Raw genomic sequence first — 18,763 nt, forward strand, 5'->3', positions numbered from 1 at the left:
TGGCATGGCGAACATGTTTGCCCTGATTCTGGTGATAGCCACACTGGTGACGGGCATTTTATGGTGCGTTGATAAGTTTGTTTTCGCGCCAAAACGTCGGGCGCGCCAGGCTGCCGCGCAAACGGCGTCGGGAGATGCGCTGGATAACGCTACGCTCAATAAAGTGGCGCCTAAGCCGGGCTGGCTGGAGACCGGGGCGTCGGTTTTCCCGGTTCTTGCGATCGTTCTGATCGTTCGTTCATTTCTTTATGAACCCTTTCAGATCCCGTCAGGCTCAATGATGCCGACACTGCTTATCGGCGATTTTATTCTGGTGGAAAAATTTGCCTACGGCATTAAAGATCCGATCTACCAGAAAACCCTGATTGAAACCGGTCATCCAAAGCGCGGGGATATTGTGGTATTTAAATATCCGGAAGATCCTAAGTTAGATTACATCAAACGCGCCGTCGGTTTGCCGGGCGATAAAATCACTTATGATCCGGTTGCGAAAGAGGTGACGATTCAGCCTGGCTGTAGCTCCGGTCAGGCGTGCGAAAATGCGCTGCCGGTTACCTACTCTAACGTTGAGCCGAGCGATTTTGTACAGACTTTTGCCCGCCGTAACGGCGGAGAAGCGACCAGCGGTTTCTTTGAGGTTCCGCTAAACGAGACGAAAGAAAACGGCATTCGCCTGACCGAACGTAAAGAGACGTTAGGCGATGTGACCCACCGCATCCTGATGGTGCCGATAGCTCAGGATCAGTTGGGCATGTATTACCAACAGCCAGGACAACCGCTGGCGACCTGGGTTGTACCGCCGGGGCAATATTTCATGATGGGCGACAACCGCGATAACAGCGCGGATAGCCGTTACTGGGGATTTGTTCCGGAAGCGAATCTGGTCGGTAAAGCGGTCGCTATCTGGATGAGCTTTGACAAGCAGGAAGGGGAGTGGCCGACAGGCGTACGCCTGAGTCGTATCGGCGGTATTCACTAACTGTGACGAAATGATCGTTCACGCTGCCGTCTTTTTAGCGGCAGCGTGAATTATTTCCTGGATAAATTCCCTCAGACTAACGACATCCCCTGTCGTTGTGTATAGAATATTCCCCCGAAGTTTTAGGTTGGCGCCGTTTGGTCGCCACGGCACACGAAACAGCGTTGGTTATAGACAACCTTCTTTCCGCTGCAGCGATGCGGCAGGACAGATGACGTGTATCAGGTCTGTTTCGTGTGCTGGATTGTTGACGCATTCATTTATTGGTATCGCATGAACCCCATCGTAATTAATCGGCTTCAACGGAAGCTGGGCTACACTTTTAATCATCAGGAGCTGTTGCAGCAGGCATTAACTCACCGCAGCGCCAGCAGTAAACATAACGAACGCCTGGAGTTTTTAGGCGATTCAATCCTGAGCTTCGTTATCGCTAACGCGCTTTATCACCGTTTCCCACGGGTGGATGAGGGAGATATGAGCCGTATGCGCGCCACGTTGGTACGTGGTAATACGCTGGCGGAATTAGCCCGTGAGTTTGATTTAGGCGAGTGCCTGCGTTTAGGGCCGGGCGAATTAAAAAGCGGCGGATTCCGTCGGGAGTCCATTTTGGCGGACACCGTTGAAGCGTTAATCGGCGGAGTATTTCTCGATAGCAATATCCAGACCGTCGAGCAGTTGATCCTTAACTGGTATAAAACCCGTCTGGATGAGATAAGTCCGGGCGATAAACAAAAAGATCCTAAAACGCGCTTGCAGGAGTATTTGCAGGGTCGCCATCTGCCGCTGCCATCTTACCTGGTTGTGCAGGTGCGCGGCGAGGCGCACGATCAGGAATTTACTATCCACTGCCAGGTCAGCGGCCTGAGCGAACCGGTGGTTGGCACGGGTTCCAGCCGTCGTAAGGCGGAGCAGGCTGCCGCCGAACAGGCGCTGAAAAAACTGGAGTTGGAATGAGCACTGACAAAACTTACTGCGGATTTATTGCCATCGTCGGACGTCCGAACGTTGGCAAATCCACCTTGCTGAACAAACTGCTTGGGCAGAAGATTTCGATCACTTCCCGTAAAGCGCAGACCACGCGCCACCGCATTGTCGGTATTCATACCGAAGGCCCGTATCAGGCAATTTATGTCGATACCCCGGGACTGCATATGGAAGAAAAGCGCGCCATTAACCGTTTGATGAATAAGGCGGCGAGCAGTTCGATTGGCGACGTTGAGCTGGTGATTTTCGTTGTGGAAGGCACCCGTTGGACGCCGGACGACGAAATGGTCCTGAACAAACTGCGCGATGGCAAAGCGCCGGTTATTCTCGCCGTTAACAAAGTGGATAATGTGCAAGAAAAAGCCGATTTGCTGCCGCACCTCCAGTTCCTGGCAAGCCAGATGAACTTTCTTGATATCGTACCCATCTCTGCTGAAACGGGTATGAACGTCGATACCATTGCCGGTATCGTGCGTAAACATTTACCGGAAGCTATTCACCACTTCCCGGAAGATTACATCACCGATCGCTCTCAGCGCTTTATGGCGTCTGAAATCATCCGTGAAAAGCTGATGCGTTTTCTCGGCGCCGAGCTGCCGTATTCCGTTACCGTTGAGATTGAACGTTTTGTTACCAACGAACGCGGCGGCTATGATATCAACGGGCTGATCCTCGTCGAGCGCGAAGGGCAGAAGAAGATGGTGATTGGCAACAAAGGCGCCAAAATCAAAACCATTGGTATTGAAGCGCGTAAAGACATGCAGGAGATGTTCGAAGCGCCGGTACACCTGGAACTGTGGGTGAAAGTGAAATCCGGCTGGGCCGATGACGAACGCGCTCTGCGCAGTCTCGGTTACGTAGACGATCTGTGAGTTAACACAGCGTGGAAGGGTGGCAGCGCGCATTTGTCCTGCACAGTCGCCCCTGGAGCGAAACCAGCCTGATGCTGGACGTCTTCACGGAAGAATCGGGGCGCGTGCGCCTTGTCGCCAAAGGCGCGCGATCTAAACGTTCCAATCTGAAAGGCGCGTTGCAGCCTTTTACGCCGTTATTGCTACGCTACAGCGGACGCGGCGAGGTGAAAACCCTGCGCAGCGCCGAGGCAGTTTCTTTGGCGCTGCCGTTAAGCGGTATTACGCTCTATAGCGGCCTGTACATCAACGAACTCCTCTCTCGCGTACTGGAATATGAAACGCGCTTCTCCGAACTCTTTTTTGATTATCTGAACTGTATTCAGGCGCTGGCGGGAACCACCGGCTCGCCTGAACCGGCGTTGCGACGTTTCGAACTGGCGTTGCTGGGTCATCTGGGGTATGGCGTCAATTTCACCCACTGTGCAGGCAGCGGCGAACGGGTGGATGACACCATGACCTACCGTTACCGCGAAGAAAAAGGCTTTTTCGCCAGCGTCGTCATCGATAACAACACCTTTACCGGACGGCACCTGAAAGCGCTGGAGGCGCGGGAATTTCCGGATGTAGATACCCTGCGTGCCGCTAAACGCTTTACCCGTATGGCATTAAAGCCGTATCTTGGGGGAAAACCGTTAAAAAGCCGGGAGCTGTTCCGGCAATTTATGCCCAAACGCACAGTAAAAACGAAGAAAGATTAACGAGGATTGTCATGGCTGAATTACTGTTAGGCGTCAATATTGACCACATTGCCACGTTACGTAATGCGCGCGGCACCGACTATCCGGATCCGGTACAGGCGGCGTTTATTGCTGAACAGGCAGGCGCGGACGGCATTACCGTACACCTGCGCGAAGATCGTCGCCACATTACCGATCGCGATGTGCGCATTCTGCGTCAGACGCTGCATACGCGTATGAATCTGGAGATGGCGGTGACCGAAGAGATGCTGGCGATCGCCGTAGAAACCAGGCCGCATTTCTGTTGTCTGGTGCCGGAAAAACGCCAGGAAGTCACCACCGAAGGCGGCCTGGATGTGGCCGGACAGCGCGATAAAATGCGTGATGCCTGTGCGCGCCTGGCGGCGGCTGGCATCCAGGTTTCGCTCTTTATCGATGCCGATGAAGCGCAAATCAACGCGGCGGCGGAAGTCGGCGCGCCGTTTATCGAAATCCATACCGGCTGCTACGCCAACGCAGAAACCGATGCGGAACAGGCAAAAGAGCTGGCGCGTATTGCCAGCGCCGCGACCCTGGCGGCCCGTCTGGGGCTAAAAGTAAATGCGGGTCATGGCCTGACCTACCATAACGTCAAAGCTATTGCCGCACTGCCGGAAATGCACGAGCTCAATATCGGTCATGCCATTATTGGTCGGGCAGTGATGACGGGGCTGAAAGAGGCGGTGGCTGAAATGAAACGTTTGATGCTGGAAGCGCGCGGCTAATGGCGATTCTCGGCCTGGGAACGGATATTGTAGAGATTGCCCGCATTGAGGCAGTGATCTCCCGTTCCGGCGAACGTCTGGCAAGGCGTGTGCTCAGTGACAACGAGTGGGCTATCTGGGAGACGCATCAGCAGCCGGTGCGTTTTCTCGCCAAGCGTTTTGCGGTCAAAGAGGCGGCAGCGAAAGCTTTTGGCACCGGCATCCGCAACGGTCTGGCGTTCAATCAGTTCGAAGTGTTTAACGATGAGCTGGGAAAACCACGTTTGCGGCTGTGGGGCGAGGCGTTAATTCTGGCGGAAAAACTCGGTGTGGCGCACATGCATGTCACGTTGGCCGATGAACGCCATTACGCCTGCGCTACGGTCATTCTGGAAAGTTAGATTTGCCGGATGGAGGCGTAAACACGTTATCTGACCTACAGGCCGATATATTGTCGGCCTGATAAGCATAGCGCCATCAGGCATTGTTGCGTTGGAAGTGCGTTAACCCGCTTACAGTTTATCTGCGTGATGCATCAGAACAAACTTATCCCACAACTGTTCTTCGGTTTCGACATGGGCGGGATCCTGCAAAATCGTATTGGGGATCGGACAGACTTTCTGACAGGTCGGCGTTTCGTAATGACCTACACACTCGGTGCATTTGTCGCTGTTAATTTCATAAATGCTATCACCCATGGATATCGCCTCATTCGGGCACTCTGGCTCGCACATATCGCAGTTGATGCATTTTTTGGTGATTAACAGCGCCATCAGGAAATTCTCAGAAACAACACAAATCGGGCGGGCATTATACGCCTATTTTCTGCTCGGGCCAGCTCTTTTCTGGCGCTGATTTGTTATCTACCGTGTAAAAATTTTTGATCTGCTTGAGCAGGCAGATGGTTGCGTTATCCAGTGAAAGGTCATTACTGTGCACCAGCATGACAGGAATAAAGAATGCGGGGATGCCCAGTGAAACCAGGCGAACATTTTTGGGTGTCGATAAATGGGTTAGCGAGCGGGTAATAAATGCGATGCCAATCTGCGCTTCGGCATACTCAAGGCATGAGTAGTGGTTATCCAGTTCGCAGATGACGTTAGGAACGACTTTGCGGTTATTAAATTCTGTGGTGATGATCCCTCTTAATAGCAGAGAGTCATTAAGCACGATAATGGGCTGGTCGTTTAAATCTTTTAAATGCAGACGTTCGCGTGTCGCCAGAGGATGAGAAAGTGGGATTGCAGCGATAATTTCATCTTCAAACAGCATGGTCGAGCTTAGCTGGGCAGGGAGCGCTGTTCGATAAACAATGCCAATATCAACGGCGCTATCCGTCAGCTTTTTAATGGTTTGCTCAGTTGAGAACTCTTTAACATTTAAAGATATTTCCGGATGGTGCGCCATAAAGTTGCGAAAAGCGGGCAGGACCAGGTAGCTGCCTGACACCCCGATTGAAATAGTATCGCGCTGTTGATCCTGATAGGGAAGAAGTTCATTTTCTGCATTTTTTAAATCCAGCATTATTTTGTTAGCGTGTCGTTGCAAAATAATGCCTGCTTTTGTTAATTTAATTCCTCTACCTTTTCGCTTAAATAATATTGTTTTAAGTGATGACTCAAGTTGTTTGATTTGCTGACTTAATGATGGCTGAGTGATAAACAGGCGACTGGCTGCCCGACCATAATGTAATTCATCACACAATATCAGGAAGGAGTGTAGTTGTTTGATATTCATTAAAATTTAATGCCAATCGATTGGGTTTTGTTATAACGATTATAAAAAATACCAAATTGTTTGCCTATTTTGCTTTTTTTAAACTGTGATCAGTGCATTTTAAAAAGGGAAAATTATGTCGGCATCAATCAACCGCTGGGGAATGCTTGCCGCTCACGTGTGCATCAATTTTGTGCTCGGGGGCGTCTACGCATTTAGCTATTTCAAAACACCACTCATGGCGCAATATCACTGGGATCCGGCTACGCTGGCGTTAGCATTCTCTATCAATATGGGGATCATTCCTTTACCGATGATTTGGGGCGGGAGAATGATCGACAATGGTAAAGGAAAGCAGGCGATAGTTATCGGTGGTATCCTGTTTTCTTTAGGTTTTATCTTGTCCGGGTTTGTGGATAATTTGCCCATGCTGTTTTTAACCTACGGCGTCATTGCCGGGTTGGGATCGGGCCTGGCTTTTACGGGTAATCTTAATAATATTCTGAAATTTTTCCCTGACCGTCGCGGTCTTGCCAGCGGTATCGTACTGGCGGGTGTTGGCGTCGGGACGCTACTTTGCACCCGCCTGGCCGAATATTTTATGGCGCAAACTCACGATGTTAGTCGGGCGTTGTTATATCTGGGTATTGTTTATCTGGTGGTTATTTTTATCGTCCAGTTCTTTATTCGTAGCGCGCCAGCAAAAGATAGTGGAGGAATTAAAGCGTCGCCACTGGATAAAGACTATCGGCACATGCTGAAAGATCTGCGCTTCTGGCTGCTGTTTATGATTCTGGCGCTGGGCGTGTTCTCTGGGATGGTAATTAGCTCAAGCTCTGCGCAAATTGGTATGACGCAGTACGGTTTACTGTCCGGTGCATTAGTCGTTAGCCTGGTCTCGATATTTAACTCAATTGGTCGCCTGTTCTGGGGAGGGTTAACCGATAAATTAGGCGGCTATAATACACTGGTTATTGTTTACCTCTTTACTTGCTTGTGTATGCTGCTGTTATTTTTCTTCAATGGCAATACTTCGGTATTTTATTTCAGCGCTCTGGGCGTGGGCTTTGCTTATGCCGGTATATTAGTGATCTTCCCTGGCTTGACCAGTCAGAATTTTGGCATGCGCAACCAGGGACTAAACTACGGCTTTATGTATTTTGGTTTTGCCGTCGGTGCGGTTATTGCTCCTTACGTCACGTCCGCTATTGCAAAATATACCGGAAGCTACAATACAGTATTTATTTTGACAACGGTGCTATTGCTTATTGGAGTCGTGTTGACCCTGATAACGAAAAAATATGTCGCAACGGTTTTAGCCAAAATTCATTAATCAGATAATAAGGAAATAAAAATGAAAATTGCAATCGCAGGTGCAGGCGCTATGGGGTGTCGTTTTGGCTATATGCTGCTGGAGGCCGGGCACGACGTGACGCTTATCGATAGCTGGCAGGAGCATGTCGACGCTATTCGTAGCAAGGGGTTGTTTGTCGAAACGGAAACGACTCAGAAGTATTACCCCATCCCTGCTATGTTGGCTGATGAATCCCAGGGAGAGTTTGAGCTGGTTATTCTGTTTACCAAAGCCATGCAGCTGGATAGCATGTTACAGCGTATTAAGCCATTACTGCCAGCCGCGAAAGTCGTGATGATTTTATCTAACGGCCTGGGAAATATCGAAACGCTGGAGAAATATGTCGATCGGCAGAAAATCTATGCGGGTGTGACGTTATGGTCCAGCGAACTGGAGGGGGCTGGGCATATTATGGCCACCGGTACCGGAACGATTGAACTGCAGCCGATAGCCAGCCAGGATTCGGCTCAAGAGGCTAAGGTCATTGCCACCCTTAATAGTGCTGGATTGAATGCTGAAATAAGCCCTGACGTATTATTATCGATCTGGAAGAAAGCAGCCTTTAATAGCGTAATGAACACCTATTGCGCGTTACTGGATTGTAATGTCGGCGGATTTGGTCAGCGGCCTGGTGCTTTAGATTTAGCGCAAGCGGTAGTTGATGAGTTTGTGTTAGTTGCTGCCAGCCAGAATATTCCGTTGACTGAGCAAATGGTGATGAATACGGTGAAGAAAGTGTTCGATCCGCGTGAGAGCGGCCACCACTATCCTTCTATGCATCAGGATTTACATAAAGGCCGACTGACCGAAATCGACTATTTAAATGGTGCGATTGCGCGAATCGGCGCTCAGAACAATATTGCCGTACCGGTTAACAAACTCCTGACGCAATTGATTCACGCTAAAGAAGCGCAATAAACTTGATGGCTCTTCTGCATGAGGCGGAAGAGCCATTTTCAAACCAGTTTTTTTACCAGCGCCTCGCTATGGCGAATACGCTCCGGCGCCCGCTCTAAATCCTGTTGTACCAGCGCCATAAACAGTAAGTCGGTCAACATCATTTGCGCATGTGTCGAGGAGATAGCGGCGCTGCGCGTCGCCTGCTCTTCAGCAATCGTATACAGACAGCGGGTGGCGCGCTGCTGCAAGGCGTTGGGAGAAAAACCGGTAATGGCCAGGATCTTCGCGCCTGCGCGTAATGTTTCGTCCGCCGCCAGGTTCAGCTCGCGCCGTTCCCCGGAATAAGAGATCGCCAGCAGCAGATCCTCCGGCGCCAGCGCCTGCACCGTCGCCAGCAGGGCGTGCATATCGCGCTCAACCACCGCGTTAATGCCAATCTTCAGTAGCTTCCAGGCAAAATTTTGCGCCACCAGCCCAGAGGCGCCAATCCCGGTGATCACAATACGGCGGGCGTGGCGCAGCATCGTGACGCTTTCTAACAGCTTTTCTTCACTGTTAACGTCCAGCGTGGCGTGCATCGCCGCCACATTCTCTTTAATTAATTTTTCCCCGACCAGGCGCATCGGATCGTCGCCGCGAATCTGGTTATGAACGGGAACGGAATGCGGATTAGGATTGCTGGCCAACGCTTCGCTGAGAGCCAGTTTCAACGCCGGAAACCCTTTAAACCCCAGTTTTTGCGCGAACTTGACTACGCTGGATTGGCTGACGCCCGCTTCGGCCGCCAGTTGCTGCGAGCTCAGATGCCGCGCCGTATCCGGTTGCGCGAGCAGATAATCCGCCAGTTTCCTGTCGCTTTGCGCGAGATCCGGATAACGCTGGCGAATACGAATCAAACAGTTCATGGGCAGCTCCTGCGAAACGTGATGGCGACGACAAAACGAAATTTCACTCGCCTGGGGGAATATTCTATTCCATCATGGACGCTTATTATGAATTAAAAATTCCAGAGGGACAAAAATGAATCTTGGTACCTTAGTGTCTGAAACCCGTAACCCGCAAACGATGGATTTGGATGCGTTGCCTACTCCTGAATTAGTTAAGCGTTTTAATGAACAGGATACGCGGGTAGCGGAAGCGGTAAAAGCCACTCTGCCTGACGTTGCGCGTGCGGTGGATGCCGCTGCGGCGGCGCTGAAGTCTGGCGGACGTATCATCTATATGGGCGCGGGCACCAGTGGTCGGCTTGGCGTACTGGATGCCTCAGAATGCCCCCCGACGTTTGGCGTTCCGCACGGTCTGGTCGTCGGGCTGATTGCCGGTGGGCCGGGCGCGTTGCTGAAGGCGGTCGAAGGCGCGGAAGACAGCCAACAGGCAGGCGAAGACGATCTTGTCGCGCTAAATCTGCAAGAACAGGATCTGGTCGTGGGGCTCGCGGCGTCGGGTCGTACACCCTATGTGATTGGTGGCCTGCGCTATGCGCGACAGTCCGGTTGTACCACTGTTGCCGTCTCCTGTAATCCAGATTCGCCTATTGCGCGGGAGGCTAATATCGCTATTTCGCCCGTTGTCGGGCCGGAAGCGCTTACCGGCTCCACGCGGCTGAAATCCGGCACCGCGCAGAAAATGGTGCTCAATATGATTTCTACCGGCGCGATGGTGAAGTTCGGCAAGGTCTATCAAAACCTGATGGTGGATATGAAAGCCACCAACGTCAAACTGGTCGATCGCGCGTGTCGGATGGTCGTTGAAGCGACCGGGATAGGTCGTGAAGAGGCGGAAACGTTGCTGAAACAGACCGATTTTGAGGTTAAGCCCGCCATTTTGATGGCGCTTACGGGGCTGGATGCTGCAGCCGCCAGGGAAAAACTCGCTGCTCATCAGGGCTTTTTAAGGGCGGCGTTAGAACACTAAAGAGGTGTGTATGGATAAGACGGCAGCGCTCGCCAGCGACATTTTACGTGGTATCGGCGGAGAGCAAAATATTCTGCGCCTGGAAAACTGTATGACGCGAGTCAGAGTGGAGGTACAGGACGACAGCCAACTGGATATTCCGCGCTTAAAAGCGTTGCCTGGCGTTAGTGGATACGTAAAGCAAGGGGAGCAACATCAGCTGATCGTTGGGCCGGGGAAGGCTGCGCAGGTGGTTGATGCGATGCGCGTGCAGATTGCCGCAGGTGGTGTAAAGCCGGACGACGCTATGGCGCGTACCAAATCCGAGGCGAAAGCGAAGTATAAAGCGCCGATGAGCGATGCTTTGCGTAAGCTGGCGAATGTTTTTATTCCGCTTATCCCCGCCTTTATCGCATCCGGCTTGATTACCGGCATTATCAACATTCTTAAACGTCCGGATATCGTTGGCGATGTTGCCGTCCACTATCCTAACCTGCTGGGCCTGATGGGGATATTTGGTAGCGCGGTGTTCGCTATCATGAACATTCTGGTTGGCGTCAATACCGCGAAAGTCTTTGGCGGATCGCAGGCGTTAGGCGGCGTGATGGCAGGGATCCTTTCCAGCCCGCAACTGGCGCAGATTACGCTCTTTGGCGAGGCGCTTCAGCCGGGACGGGGCGGCGTCATCGCCGTCCTGCTGGTGGTAGCGTTAATGTGCTGGATTGAGCGCCAGTTCCGTAAGCTGCTGCCGGGGTCGCTAGAGTTAATTCTTAACCCTTTATTGACGACTGTTATCACCGGCGCGGTAGCGATTGTCGCTCTGCAACCGCTTGGCGGCTGGATTTCAGACGCTATCGCTCACGGCGCGTCCTGGGCTATCGATCGCGGCGGTTTTCTGGTGGGCGCGGTGTTAGCCGGAACCTTCCTGCCGTTGGTACTGACCGGGCTGCATCAGGGGCTGGTGCCTATTCATGTGGAGCTGGTGCAAGCGCACGGCTATAACGCGCTGTTTCCCATCCTGGCGATGGCGGGCGTTGGTCAGATAGGCGCGGCCATTGCCGTACTGATGAAAACCCGCAATGCGCGACTCAAAAAGGTGATTAAAGGCGCGCTTCCTGTCGGACTGCTGGGGATTGGCGAGCCGCTGATTTTTGGCGTCACGCTGCCATTGGGTAAGCCATTTATTGGCGCTTGCCTCGGCGGCGCGGTAGGCGGGGCGTTGATCAGCTACTGGAAAGTGGCGACGGTAATTACCTTTGGTATTTCCGGTTTGCCGCTGGCATTAACAATTGTTGCCGGAAAAGTCCTGTTCTATCTGTTAGGCTATTTAATAGCGGTAATTGCCGGGTTTATTTTTACCTGGCTGCTGGGGTTCAATGATCCAGAGGAGTAAGGTTTGGTCAGCCACGAGCGTCGTGTCGTCTTTTTTGATTTGGATGGAACGTTACATCAACAGGATATGTTCGGCAGTTTTCTGCGTTATTTGCTGCGCCGTCAGCCGCTAAATGCGCTGCTCGTACTGCCGTTGTTACCCATTATCGGTATCGGTTTACTGGTAAAAGGGCGTGCGGCCCGCTGGCCGATGAGTCTGTTGTTGTGGGGCTGTACTTTTGGCCATAGCGAAACGCGTTTGCAGGCGCATCAGGCGGATTTTGTCCGTTGGTTTCGCGCTAACGTCACGGCGTTTCCGGTCGTACAGGAGCGTCTGACCACCTATCTATTGAGCTCTGACGCGGATATCTGGCTTATTACCGGTTCTCCGCAATCATTGGTAGAGCAAGTCTATTTTGATACGCCGTGGTTGCCGCGTGTTAACCTCATCGCCAGCCAGATGGCGCGACGGTATGGCGGCTGGGTATTAACCGTGCGCTGTCTGGGCCATGAAAAAGTCGCGCAACTGGAACGTAAAATCGGTACGCCGTTGCGTCTTTATAGCGGCTACAGCGACAGCAAACAGGATAACCCGCTGCTTTATTTTTGCCAGCATCGCTGGCGGGTGACGCCGCACGGCGAGTTGCAGCAGCTCGAATAGTGAAACGCATAGCGTCTGTGTATAATGCCGCCCGCTTTCATTACCGGAGTTACCTCTTTGTCTGATGTCGAATTAGATCACGAATACTGGATGCGCCACGCGCTGACGCTGGCGAAACGCGCCTGGGACGAACGCGAGGTTCCGGTTGGCGCGGTATTGGTGCATAACCATCGCGTCATTGGCGAAGGCTGGAATCGACCCATTGGCCGCCACGATCCTACTGCGCATGCTGAAATAATGGCGCTGCGTCAGGGCGGTCTGGTATTGCAGAATTATCGGTTACTGGATACCACGCTGTATGTCACGCTGGAACCCTGTGTGATGTGCGCAGGCGCTATGGTGCATAGCCGCATTGGACGCGTTGTCTTTGGCGCGCGCGATGCAAAAACTGGCGCGGCCGGATCGCTAATTGACGTGCTGCACCATCCGGGAATGAATCACCGGGTCGAGATTATTGAAGGGGTGTTGCGCGATGAATGTGCGACGCTGCTCAGTGATTTTTTCCGTATGCGTCGTCAGGAAATTAAAGCTCTGAAGAAAGCCGACCGTGCGGAAGGCGCGGGGCCGGCAGTATAGCGCAATGCCGGATAAGACGTTGCGCGTCGCCATCCGATAAGACCATCGCGCTATTTTTCTTCTTTCTTCTGCGGCGTAAACAGTAAAGACGGCGAATGCGTCAGGTAGCCTGATGACTGCGATAAAAACGACAGGAAGGGGAAGGGGGCTTTATTCAGCTCCTCCGGCGACACCGCCGGGTAATCCTGCGCCAGTTTCATAGCTTCCGCTTCCTGCTTTTCTTTTTCCTGCAAATACCCCACCAAACTTATCTGGTATTTACGGATATTTTCCACATAAGCATAAGCCTCATGTCCACGCGCGTAACCGTAGGTTAGCTTACTGTAATACGGTTTTTGGCTTAACAGAGGCAAACGCTGCTTCACATCGGTCCAGCTATCCGGATTGCCTTTGGTTTTTACCGTCAGCGATCTGGCATCGAGCATGTGCGCATAACCCATATTGTAGGCGGCTAAGGCAAACCAGATACGCTCGTCTTCCGGAACGGTTTCGGGAACTTTAGCCATCATATCTTCAAGATAGCGAGCGCCGCCGCTGATGCTTTGCTCCGCATCGGTACGGTCGGTCAGCCCCAGACTTTGGGCGGTATTTTTAGTCAGCATCATCAGGCCGCGCACGCCGGTTGGCGAGGTCGCCAGCGGGTCCCAGTGTGATTCCTGATAAGAAATCGCCGCCAGCAGGCGCCAGTCTATCTCTTTGGCATATTTTTTAAATAACGGTTCCAGCTCCGGCAGGACGTTATCTACCGCTCGCAGGAAAGAGCGGGTATCAACGTAGTCGAAATCATCGCCATGTCCCAGATATTTCTCTTCGATCCGCGCCAACGACCCGTCTTCATTGATCGAATTGAAAAAATCGAGCAGCGCGGCGGAGAGCGTATTATCGTCGTCCAGTCGGCTAAACCAGGTCACGGGCTGTTCATCCGTGACATCCAGCGCCACGGCCAGCTCGGGATGAACGCGCTGAAACAGACTGATCGCCACTGAATCGGCAATGGTGTAATCCAGTTTGCCGCTGATGACCTCTTCCAGCAGCGTCGTCGAGCCTTTTTTATCATCCACTTTCCAGCTCAGGTCGGGAAACTTTGTCTCTTTTAAACGTTGTAAATCATTGACCACGACGTGCCCTGGCGCAATGGTAAGCTGATTCTCGTTAACGGTCGCCAGCGAACGTGGGCGATATTGTCCGACCCGGTAGACGAGCTGTTGCGAAACCGAATAATACATGGGGCCGGGCTGATAGTTTTTAACGCGCGCGCTGTCGTAGACCAGCCCAGCCGCGAGCAGGTCGGCATTGCCGTTATCCAGATCGTCAAACAACTGGCTGATATTCTGGCGCACCGTCACTTTCAGCTTCACGCCGAGATAGTTGGCGAACTGCTGCGCCAGTTCATAGTCCAGACCATATTTTTTACCGTTGATAACGGAATAGGTTAATGGCGAGTCGATCGTACTGACGCGCAGTATCCCCCGGGCTTGAATCGCGGCGATATGGTTTTCGGTTTTACCGAACCAGGGGATTGAGGGCCAAAGGGCTGCTGCCAGCAGCAGCGTCAATATGCCGATGAACAGATAATTAATCTTTAATTTTTTCAATTAGTTAATTCTCTGGATCGTGCGTTGCCTCGGGCTGAAAAAGATGTTTTGCTGCAATAGATAAGTCATTAATGAGCGGCATTTTGCGTAACAATGCGCCAGTTGGCAACTTATTCGCAACGATAGCCGCACCGTATGACAAGAAAAAGCGGTGATTTTATTTCTACGCAAACGGTTTCGTCGGCGCGTCAGATTCTTTATAATGACGGCCGTTTCCCCCCTTGCGCACACCGAAGCTTAGAAGACGAGAGACTTATGATGGAAATTCTGCGTGGTTCGCCTGCACTGTCTGCATTCCGTATCAATAAACTGCTGGCGCGCTTTCAGGCTGCCAACCTCCAGGTCCACAATATATACGCTGAGTATGTCCATTTTGCTGACCTGAACGCCCCGTTAAATGATAGCGAGCAGGCGCAGCTTACCCGTCTGTTGCAATACGGCCCGGCGCTTAGCAGCCATACGCCGGCGGGTAAACTCCTGTTGGTCACACCGCGTCCTGGTACCATCTCCCCCTGGTCTTCAAAAGCAACGGATATCGCCCACAACTGCGGCCTGCAACAGGTTGATCGGCTGGAGCGCGGCGTAGCGTACTATATTGAGGCTTCGACGTTGACGGCGGAACAGTGGCGACAAGTGGCCGCAGAGCTGCACGACCGTATGATGGAGACGGTGTTCTCTTCTTTAACCGATGCGGAAAAACTGTTTATCCACCATCAGCCTGCGCCGGTTTCCAGTGTCGATCTGCTGGGAGAAGGCCGTCAGGCGTTAATTGACGCCAACCTGCGTCTTGGTCTGGCGCTGGCGGAAGATGAAATCGACTATTTGCAGGAGGCGTTTACCAAACTGGGGCGCAACCCGAACGATATCGAATTGTACATGTTCGCCCAGGCGAACTCCGAGCACTGCCGCCACAAGATTTTTAACGCCGACTGGATTATCGACGGTAAACCGCAGCCGAAGTCGCTGTTTAAAATGATTAAAAACACCTTCGAAACCACGCCGGACTATGTGCTCTCTGCCTATAAAGACAATGCCGCGGTGATGGAAGGATCTGCGGTGGGGCGCTACTTCGCCGACCACAATACTGGCCGTTACGATTTTCATCAGGAGCCCGCGCACATTCTGATGAAGGTCGAAACGCATAACCACCCAACCGCCATCTCTCCGTGGCCGGGGGCGGCGACCGGTTCCGGCGGCGAAATTCGTGATGAAGGCGCCACCGGGCGTGGCGCGAAACCAAAAGCCGGGCTGGTGGGCTTCTCCGTTTCCAACCTGCGTATTCCGGGCTTTGAACAGCCGTGGGAAGAGGATTTTGGCAAGCCGGAACGTATTGTCACCGCGCTGGATATCATGACCGAAGGCCCGCTGGGCGGCGCGGCGTTTAACAACGAATTTGGTCGCCCGGCGCTGACCGGTTACTTCCGTACTTATGAAGAGAAAGTGAACAGCCACAATGGCGAAGAGCTGCGCGGCTATCACAAGCCGATCATGCTGGCGGGCGGGATCGGTAATATCCGCGCCGATCACGTGCAGAAAGGCGAGATCGTCGTGGGCGCGAAGCTGATCGTCCTTGGCGGCCCGGCGATGAATATCGGCCTCGGCGGCGGCGCGGCATCGTCAATGGCTTCCGGCCAGTCTGATGCGGATCTCGATTTTGCCTCTGTTCAGCGCGACAACCCGGAAATGGAACGCCGCTGCCAGGAAGTGATCGACCGCTGCTGGCAGTTGGGCGACGCTAACCCAATCTTGTTTATCCATGATGTGGGCGCGGGCGGTCTCTCCAACGCCATGCCGGAGCTGGTGAGCGACGGCGGGCGCGGCGGGAAATTCGAACTGCGCGACATTCTTAGCGACGAGCCGGGCATGAGCCCGCTGGAAATCTGGTGTAACGAATCCCAGGAGCGCTATGTGCTGGCGGTCGCGGCTGACCAGTTGCCTCTGTTCGACGAACTGTGTAAGCGCGAACGCGCGCCGTATGCGGTCATTGGCGACGCTACCGAAGAACAGCATCTCTCGTTGCATGATAACCATTTCGACAATCAGCCGATCGACCTGCCGCTGGATGTCCTGCTGGGCAAAACGCCGAAAATGACCCGCGATGTGCAAACATTGAAGGCGAAAGGCGATGCGCTGAACCGCGCGGATATCACGATTGCCGACGCGGTAAATCGTGTTCTGCATCTGCCGACCGTGGCGGAAAAAACTTTCCTTGTCACTATTGGCGACCGTACCGTCACCGGTATGGTGGCGCGTGACCAGATGGTTGGCCCGTGGCAGGTCCCGGTGGCTGACTGCGCGGTCACTACCGCCAGCCTCGACAGCTACTACGGCGAAGCGATGTCGATTGGCGAGCGCGCGCCGGTGGCGCTGCTGGACTTTGCCGCCTCCGCCCGTCTGGCCGTCGGTGAGGCGTTGACTAACATTGCCGCGACGCAGATTGGCGATATCAAGCGCATTAAGCTTTCCGCTAACTGGATGGCGGCAGCCGGTCATCCTGGCGAAGATGCCGGTTTGTATGACGCGGTTAAAGCGGTGGGAGAGGAACTCTGTCCGCAGCTTGGTCTGACCATTCCGGTGGGTAAAGATTCGATGTCGATGAAAACCCGCTGGCAGGAAGGCAACGAACAGCGCGAAATGACCTCGCCGCTGTCGCTGGTGATTTCCGCGTTTGCCCGCGTGGAAGACGTGCGTCACACCCTTACGCCGCAGCTGTCAACGGAAGATAACGCCTTGCTGCTGATCGATCTTGGTAAGGGCCACAACGCGCTGGGCGCAACGGCGTTGGCGCAGGTCTATCGTCAGCTTGGCGACAAACCCGCGGACGTGCGTGACGTCGCGCAACTGAAAGGCTTCTATGACGCCATGCAGGCGCTGGTCGCTGCGCGTAAATTACTGGCCTGGCACGACCGTTCCGACGGCGGTCTGCTGGTGACTCTGGCCGAGATGGCCTTTGCCGGCCACTGCGGCGTGCAGGTCGATATTGCCGCGCTGGGCGATGACCATCTGGCCGCACTGTTCAACGAGGAGCTGGGCGGCGTGATTCAGGTACGCGCTGAAGACAGAGACGCGGTCGAAGCGCTGTTGGCGCAGTACGGCCTTGCTGACTGCGTCCACTACCTTGGTCAGGCCCTGGCTGGCGATCGCTTTGTGATTACCGCTAATGACCAGACGGTATTCAGCGAAAGCCGCACTACGCTGCGTGTCTGGTGGGCGGAAACCACCTGGCAGATGCAGCGTCTGCGCGACAATCCGCAATGTGCTGATCAGGAACATGAGGCGAAAGCGAATGATGCCGATCCGGGCCTCAACGTGAAGCTGTCGTTTGATATTAATGAAGATATCGCCGCGCCGTACATTGCGACAGGCGCACGACCGAAAGTCGCTGTACTGCGCGAGCAGGGGGTGAACTCTCACGTGGAGATGGCGGCGGCGTTCCATCGTGCGGGCTTTGACGCGATTGACGTCCATATGAGCGACCTGCTGGGCGGTCGTATCGGTCTGGGCAATTTCCATGCGCTGGTGGCTTGCGGCGGCTTTTCCTACGGCGACGTGCTGGGGGCGGGCGAAGGTTGGGCGAAATCCATTCTGTTTAACCCTCGGGTGCGCGACGAATTCGAAACCTTTTTCCATCGTCCGCAGACGCTGGCGCTTGGGGTGTGCAACGGTTGCCAGATGATGTCGAATCTGCGCGAGCTGATCCCGGGCAGCGAACTGTGGCCGCGTTTTGTACGTAACCATTCTGACCGCTTCGAAGCCCGCTTCAGCCTGGTAGAAGTGACGCAAAGCCCATCGCTGCTGCTGCAAGGAATGGTAGGCTCACAGATGCCGATTGCGGTTTCCCATGGGGAAGGGCGCGTTGAGGTGCGGGACGATGCGCATCTTGCCGCGCTTGAGAGCAAAGGCCTGGTCGCCCTGCGCTACGTTGATAACTTTGGTAAGGTGACCGAAACCTATCCGGCTAACCCGAACGGTTCGCCGAACGGCATCACGGCGGTGACGACCGAAAATGGTCGGGTGACGATTATGATGCCGCATCCGGAACGCGTATTCCGCACCGTCGCCAACTCCTGGCACCCGGAAAACTGGGGCGAGGATAGCCCGTGGATGCGTATCTTCCGTAATGCGCGTAAGCAGCTAGGGTAGTTCCATTCGTCGCCGTCCCGTATTTGGGTGGTGTCGCGAAATGCCGACATCACCCTAAATACAGTGTCGCTAAAAGGTGACACTTAACTCATTGTTTTTCGATTAATATTAAGGTGATGGTGTTTAGTGTTGCCTTTTGGCGACATATTGCTTAAGTTTTGCTCGTTAGCGCCAGAGTGAGGTTAAGTTATAAAATATATTAAAATCATCATGTTAATTAATTGTTTTGCAACCTGGCACAATTACTGCATAATGAT

General features: G+C 53.4%; 18 protein-coding genes. 13 read left to right on the plus strand and 5 right to left on the minus strand.

Annotated features, from left to right (window positions below; genetic code table 11):
- Positions 1–4 precede the first annotated feature (4 nt).
- From lepB to acpS, 6 genes are all read left to right on the plus strand, one after another.
- A complete protein-coding gene (gene lepB / locus J4650_RS08595; protein ID WP_000002559.1) occupies positions 5–979 on the plus strand; it encodes a signal peptidase I in 975 nt (324 codons plus the stop codon).
- A 273-nt stretch (positions 980–1,252) separates the two neighbouring features.
- The gene (gene rnc / locus J4650_RS08600; RefSeq protein ID WP_001068341.1) at positions 1,253–1,933 is read left to right on the plus strand and encodes a ribonuclease III; all 681 of its coding nucleotides are present in this window, start codon (positions 1,253–1,255) and stop codon (positions 1,931–1,933) included.
- Positions 1,930–2,835: a GTPase Era gene (gene era, locus J4650_RS08605; protein WP_000102230.1), complete on the plus strand. Its 906-nt coding sequence runs from the start codon at positions 1,930–1,932 to the stop codon at positions 2,833–2,835. The genes rnc and era overlap by 4 nt, the downstream gene beginning before the upstream one ends.
- Positions 2,836–2,846: 11 nt before the next feature.
- Positions 2,847–3,575: a DNA repair protein RecO gene (recO, locus tag J4650_RS08610; protein ID WP_000399380.1), complete on the plus strand. Its 729-nt coding sequence runs from the start codon at positions 2,847–2,849 to the stop codon at positions 3,573–3,575.
- An 11-nt stretch (positions 3,576–3,586) separates the two neighbouring features.
- A complete protein-coding gene (gene pdxJ / locus J4650_RS08615) occupies positions 3,587–4,318 on the plus strand; it encodes a pyridoxine 5'-phosphate synthase (protein ID WP_000818964.1) in 732 nt (243 codons plus the stop codon).
- The gene (gene acpS, locus J4650_RS08620) at positions 4,318–4,698 is read left to right on the plus strand and encodes a holo-ACP synthase (RefSeq protein ID WP_000986042.1); all 381 of its coding nucleotides are present in this window, start codon (positions 4,318–4,320) and stop codon (positions 4,696–4,698) included. The genes pdxJ and acpS overlap by 1 nt, the downstream gene beginning before the upstream one ends.
- 111 nt (positions 4,699–4,809) lie before the next feature.
- Here acpS and J4650_RS08625 read toward each other — a convergent pair whose 3' ends face one another.
- Together J4650_RS08625 and J4650_RS08630 are read right to left on the minus strand one after the other, a co-directional pair.
- Positions 4,810–5,070, minus strand: coding sequence for a YfhL family 4Fe-4S dicluster ferredoxin (locus tag J4650_RS08625; protein WP_001196291.1), 261 nt, complete (start codon positions 5,068–5,070; stop codon positions 4,810–4,812).
- Between the two features lie 37 nt (positions 5,071–5,107).
- A complete protein-coding gene (locus tag J4650_RS08630) occupies positions 5,108–6,034 on the minus strand; it encodes a LysR family transcriptional regulator (RefSeq protein ID WP_001022463.1) in 927 nt (308 codons plus the stop codon).
- 115 nt (positions 6,035–6,149) lie between these two features.
- On the opposite strand from J4650_RS08630, the gene J4650_RS08635 reads away from it, so the two are divergent.
- Positions 6,150–7,346 (plus strand): OFA family MFS transporter, encoded by a 1,197-nt coding sequence (locus tag J4650_RS08635; protein ID WP_001276364.1) that lies wholly within the window; start codon positions 6,150–6,152, stop codon positions 7,344–7,346.
- Between the two features lie 21 nt (positions 7,347–7,367).
- The gene (locus J4650_RS08640; RefSeq protein WP_000684035.1) at positions 7,368–8,285 is read left to right on the plus strand and encodes an oxidoreductase; all 918 of its coding nucleotides are present in this window, start codon (positions 7,368–7,370) and stop codon (positions 8,283–8,285) included.
- A gap of 38 nt (positions 8,286–8,323) precedes the next feature.
- Here J4650_RS08640 and J4650_RS08645 read toward each other — a convergent pair whose 3' ends face one another.
- Positions 8,324–9,172 (minus strand): MurR/RpiR family transcriptional regulator, encoded by an 849-nt coding sequence (locus tag J4650_RS08645; RefSeq protein WP_000995703.1) that lies wholly within the window; start codon positions 9,170–9,172, stop codon positions 8,324–8,326.
- A 115-nt stretch (positions 9,173–9,287) separates the two neighbouring features.
- On the opposite strand from J4650_RS08645, the gene murQ reads away from it, so the two are divergent.
- The 4 genes from murQ to tadA are packed head-to-tail and all read left to right on the plus strand — an operon-like array spanning position 9,288 to position 12,768.
- Positions 9,288–10,181, plus strand: coding sequence for an N-acetylmuramic acid 6-phosphate etherase (murQ, locus tag J4650_RS08650; RefSeq protein ID WP_001048535.1), 894 nt, complete (start codon positions 9,288–9,290; stop codon positions 10,179–10,181).
- A gap of 10 nt (positions 10,182–10,191) precedes the next feature.
- Entirely contained in the window at positions 10,192–11,553 is a 1,362-nt protein-coding gene (locus J4650_RS08655) for a PTS transporter subunit EIIC (RefSeq protein ID WP_000361660.1), read from the plus strand.
- A 3-nt stretch (positions 11,554–11,556) separates the two neighbouring features.
- Complete coding sequence (gene yfhb / locus J4650_RS08660; protein WP_000253558.1) at positions 11,557–12,192, plus strand: phosphatidylglycerophosphatase C; 636 nt, start codon at positions 11,557–11,559, stop codon at positions 12,190–12,192.
- A 24-nt stretch (positions 12,193–12,216) separates the two neighbouring features.
- Entirely contained in the window at positions 12,217–12,768 is a 552-nt protein-coding gene (gene tadA / locus J4650_RS08665; protein ID WP_001134566.1) for a tRNA adenosine(34) deaminase TadA, read from the plus strand.
- 50 nt (positions 12,769–12,818) lie between these two features.
- On the opposite strand, the gene mltF is transcribed toward tadA, so the two are convergent.
- Both mltF and J4650_RS08675 read right to left on the minus strand, forming a co-directional pair.
- Entirely contained in the window at positions 12,819–14,363 is a 1,545-nt protein-coding gene (mltF, locus tag J4650_RS08670) for a membrane-bound lytic murein transglycosylase MltF (RefSeq protein WP_000734241.1), read from the minus strand.
- Positions 14,364–14,594: a hypothetical protein gene (locus J4650_RS08675; RefSeq protein ID WP_001667158.1), complete on the minus strand. Its 231-nt coding sequence runs from the start codon at positions 14,592–14,594 to the stop codon at positions 14,364–14,366.
- A 24-nt stretch (positions 14,595–14,618) separates the two neighbouring features.
- Between J4650_RS08675 and purL the strand changes: the two genes are divergently transcribed.
- Positions 14,619–18,506 carry a phosphoribosylformylglycinamidine synthase gene (gene purL, locus J4650_RS08680; RefSeq protein ID WP_000970048.1) on the plus strand — a complete coding sequence of 1,296 codons (3,888 nt, stop codon included), beginning with the start codon at positions 14,619–14,621 and terminating at the stop codon, positions 18,504–18,506.
- Positions 18,507–18,763: the final 257 nt, after the last annotated feature.

This window comes from Salmonella sp. 32120201201600049SM, from assembly GCF_017572835.1.
GTDB classification, from domain to species: domain Bacteria; phylum Pseudomonadota; class Gammaproteobacteria; order Enterobacterales; family Enterobacteriaceae; genus Salmonella; species Salmonella enterica.

Bases quoted from the DNA above. Each gene is read 5' to 3' on its own strand.
- lepB (WP_000002559.1), top strand. From the start codon at position 5: ATGGCGAACATGTTTGCCCTGATTCTGGTGATAGCCACACTGGTGACG.
- rnc (WP_001068341.1), top strand. From the start codon at position 1,253: ATGAACCCCATCGTAATTAATCGGCTTCAACGGAAGCTGGGCTACACT.
- era (WP_000102230.1), top strand. From the start codon at position 1,930: ATGAGCACTGACAAAACTTACTGCGGATTTATTGCCATCGTCGGACGT.
- pdxJ (WP_000818964.1), top strand. From the start codon at position 3,587: ATGGCTGAATTACTGTTAGGCGTCAATATTGACCACATTGCCACGTTA.
- acpS (WP_000986042.1), top strand. From the start codon at position 4,318: ATGGCGATTCTCGGCCTGGGAACGGATATTGTAGAGATTGCCCGCATT.
- J4650_RS08625 (WP_001196291.1), bottom strand. From the start codon at position 5,070: ATGGCGCTGTTAATCACCAAAAAATGCATCAACTGCGATATGTGCGAG.
- J4650_RS08630 (WP_001022463.1), bottom strand. From the start codon at position 6,034: ATGAATATCAAACAACTACACTCCTTCCTGATATTGTGTGATGAATTA.
- J4650_RS08635 (WP_001276364.1), top strand. From the start codon at position 6,150: ATGTCGGCATCAATCAACCGCTGGGGAATGCTTGCCGCTCACGTGTGC.
- J4650_RS08640 (WP_000684035.1), top strand. From the start codon at position 7,368: ATGAAAATTGCAATCGCAGGTGCAGGCGCTATGGGGTGTCGTTTTGGC.
- J4650_RS08645 (WP_000995703.1), bottom strand. From the start codon at position 9,172: ATGAACTGTTTGATTCGTATTCGCCAGCGTTATCCGGATCTCGCGCAA.
- murQ (WP_001048535.1), top strand. From the start codon at position 9,288: ATGAATCTTGGTACCTTAGTGTCTGAAACCCGTAACCCGCAAACGATG.
- J4650_RS08655 (WP_000361660.1), top strand. From the start codon at position 10,192: ATGGATAAGACGGCAGCGCTCGCCAGCGACATTTTACGTGGTATCGGC.
- tadA (WP_001134566.1), top strand. From the start codon at position 12,217: ATGCCGCCCGCTTTCATTACCGGAGTTACCTCTTTGTCTGATGTCGAA.
- purL (WP_000970048.1), top strand. From the start codon at position 14,619: ATGATGGAAATTCTGCGTGGTTCGCCTGCACTGTCTGCATTCCGTATC.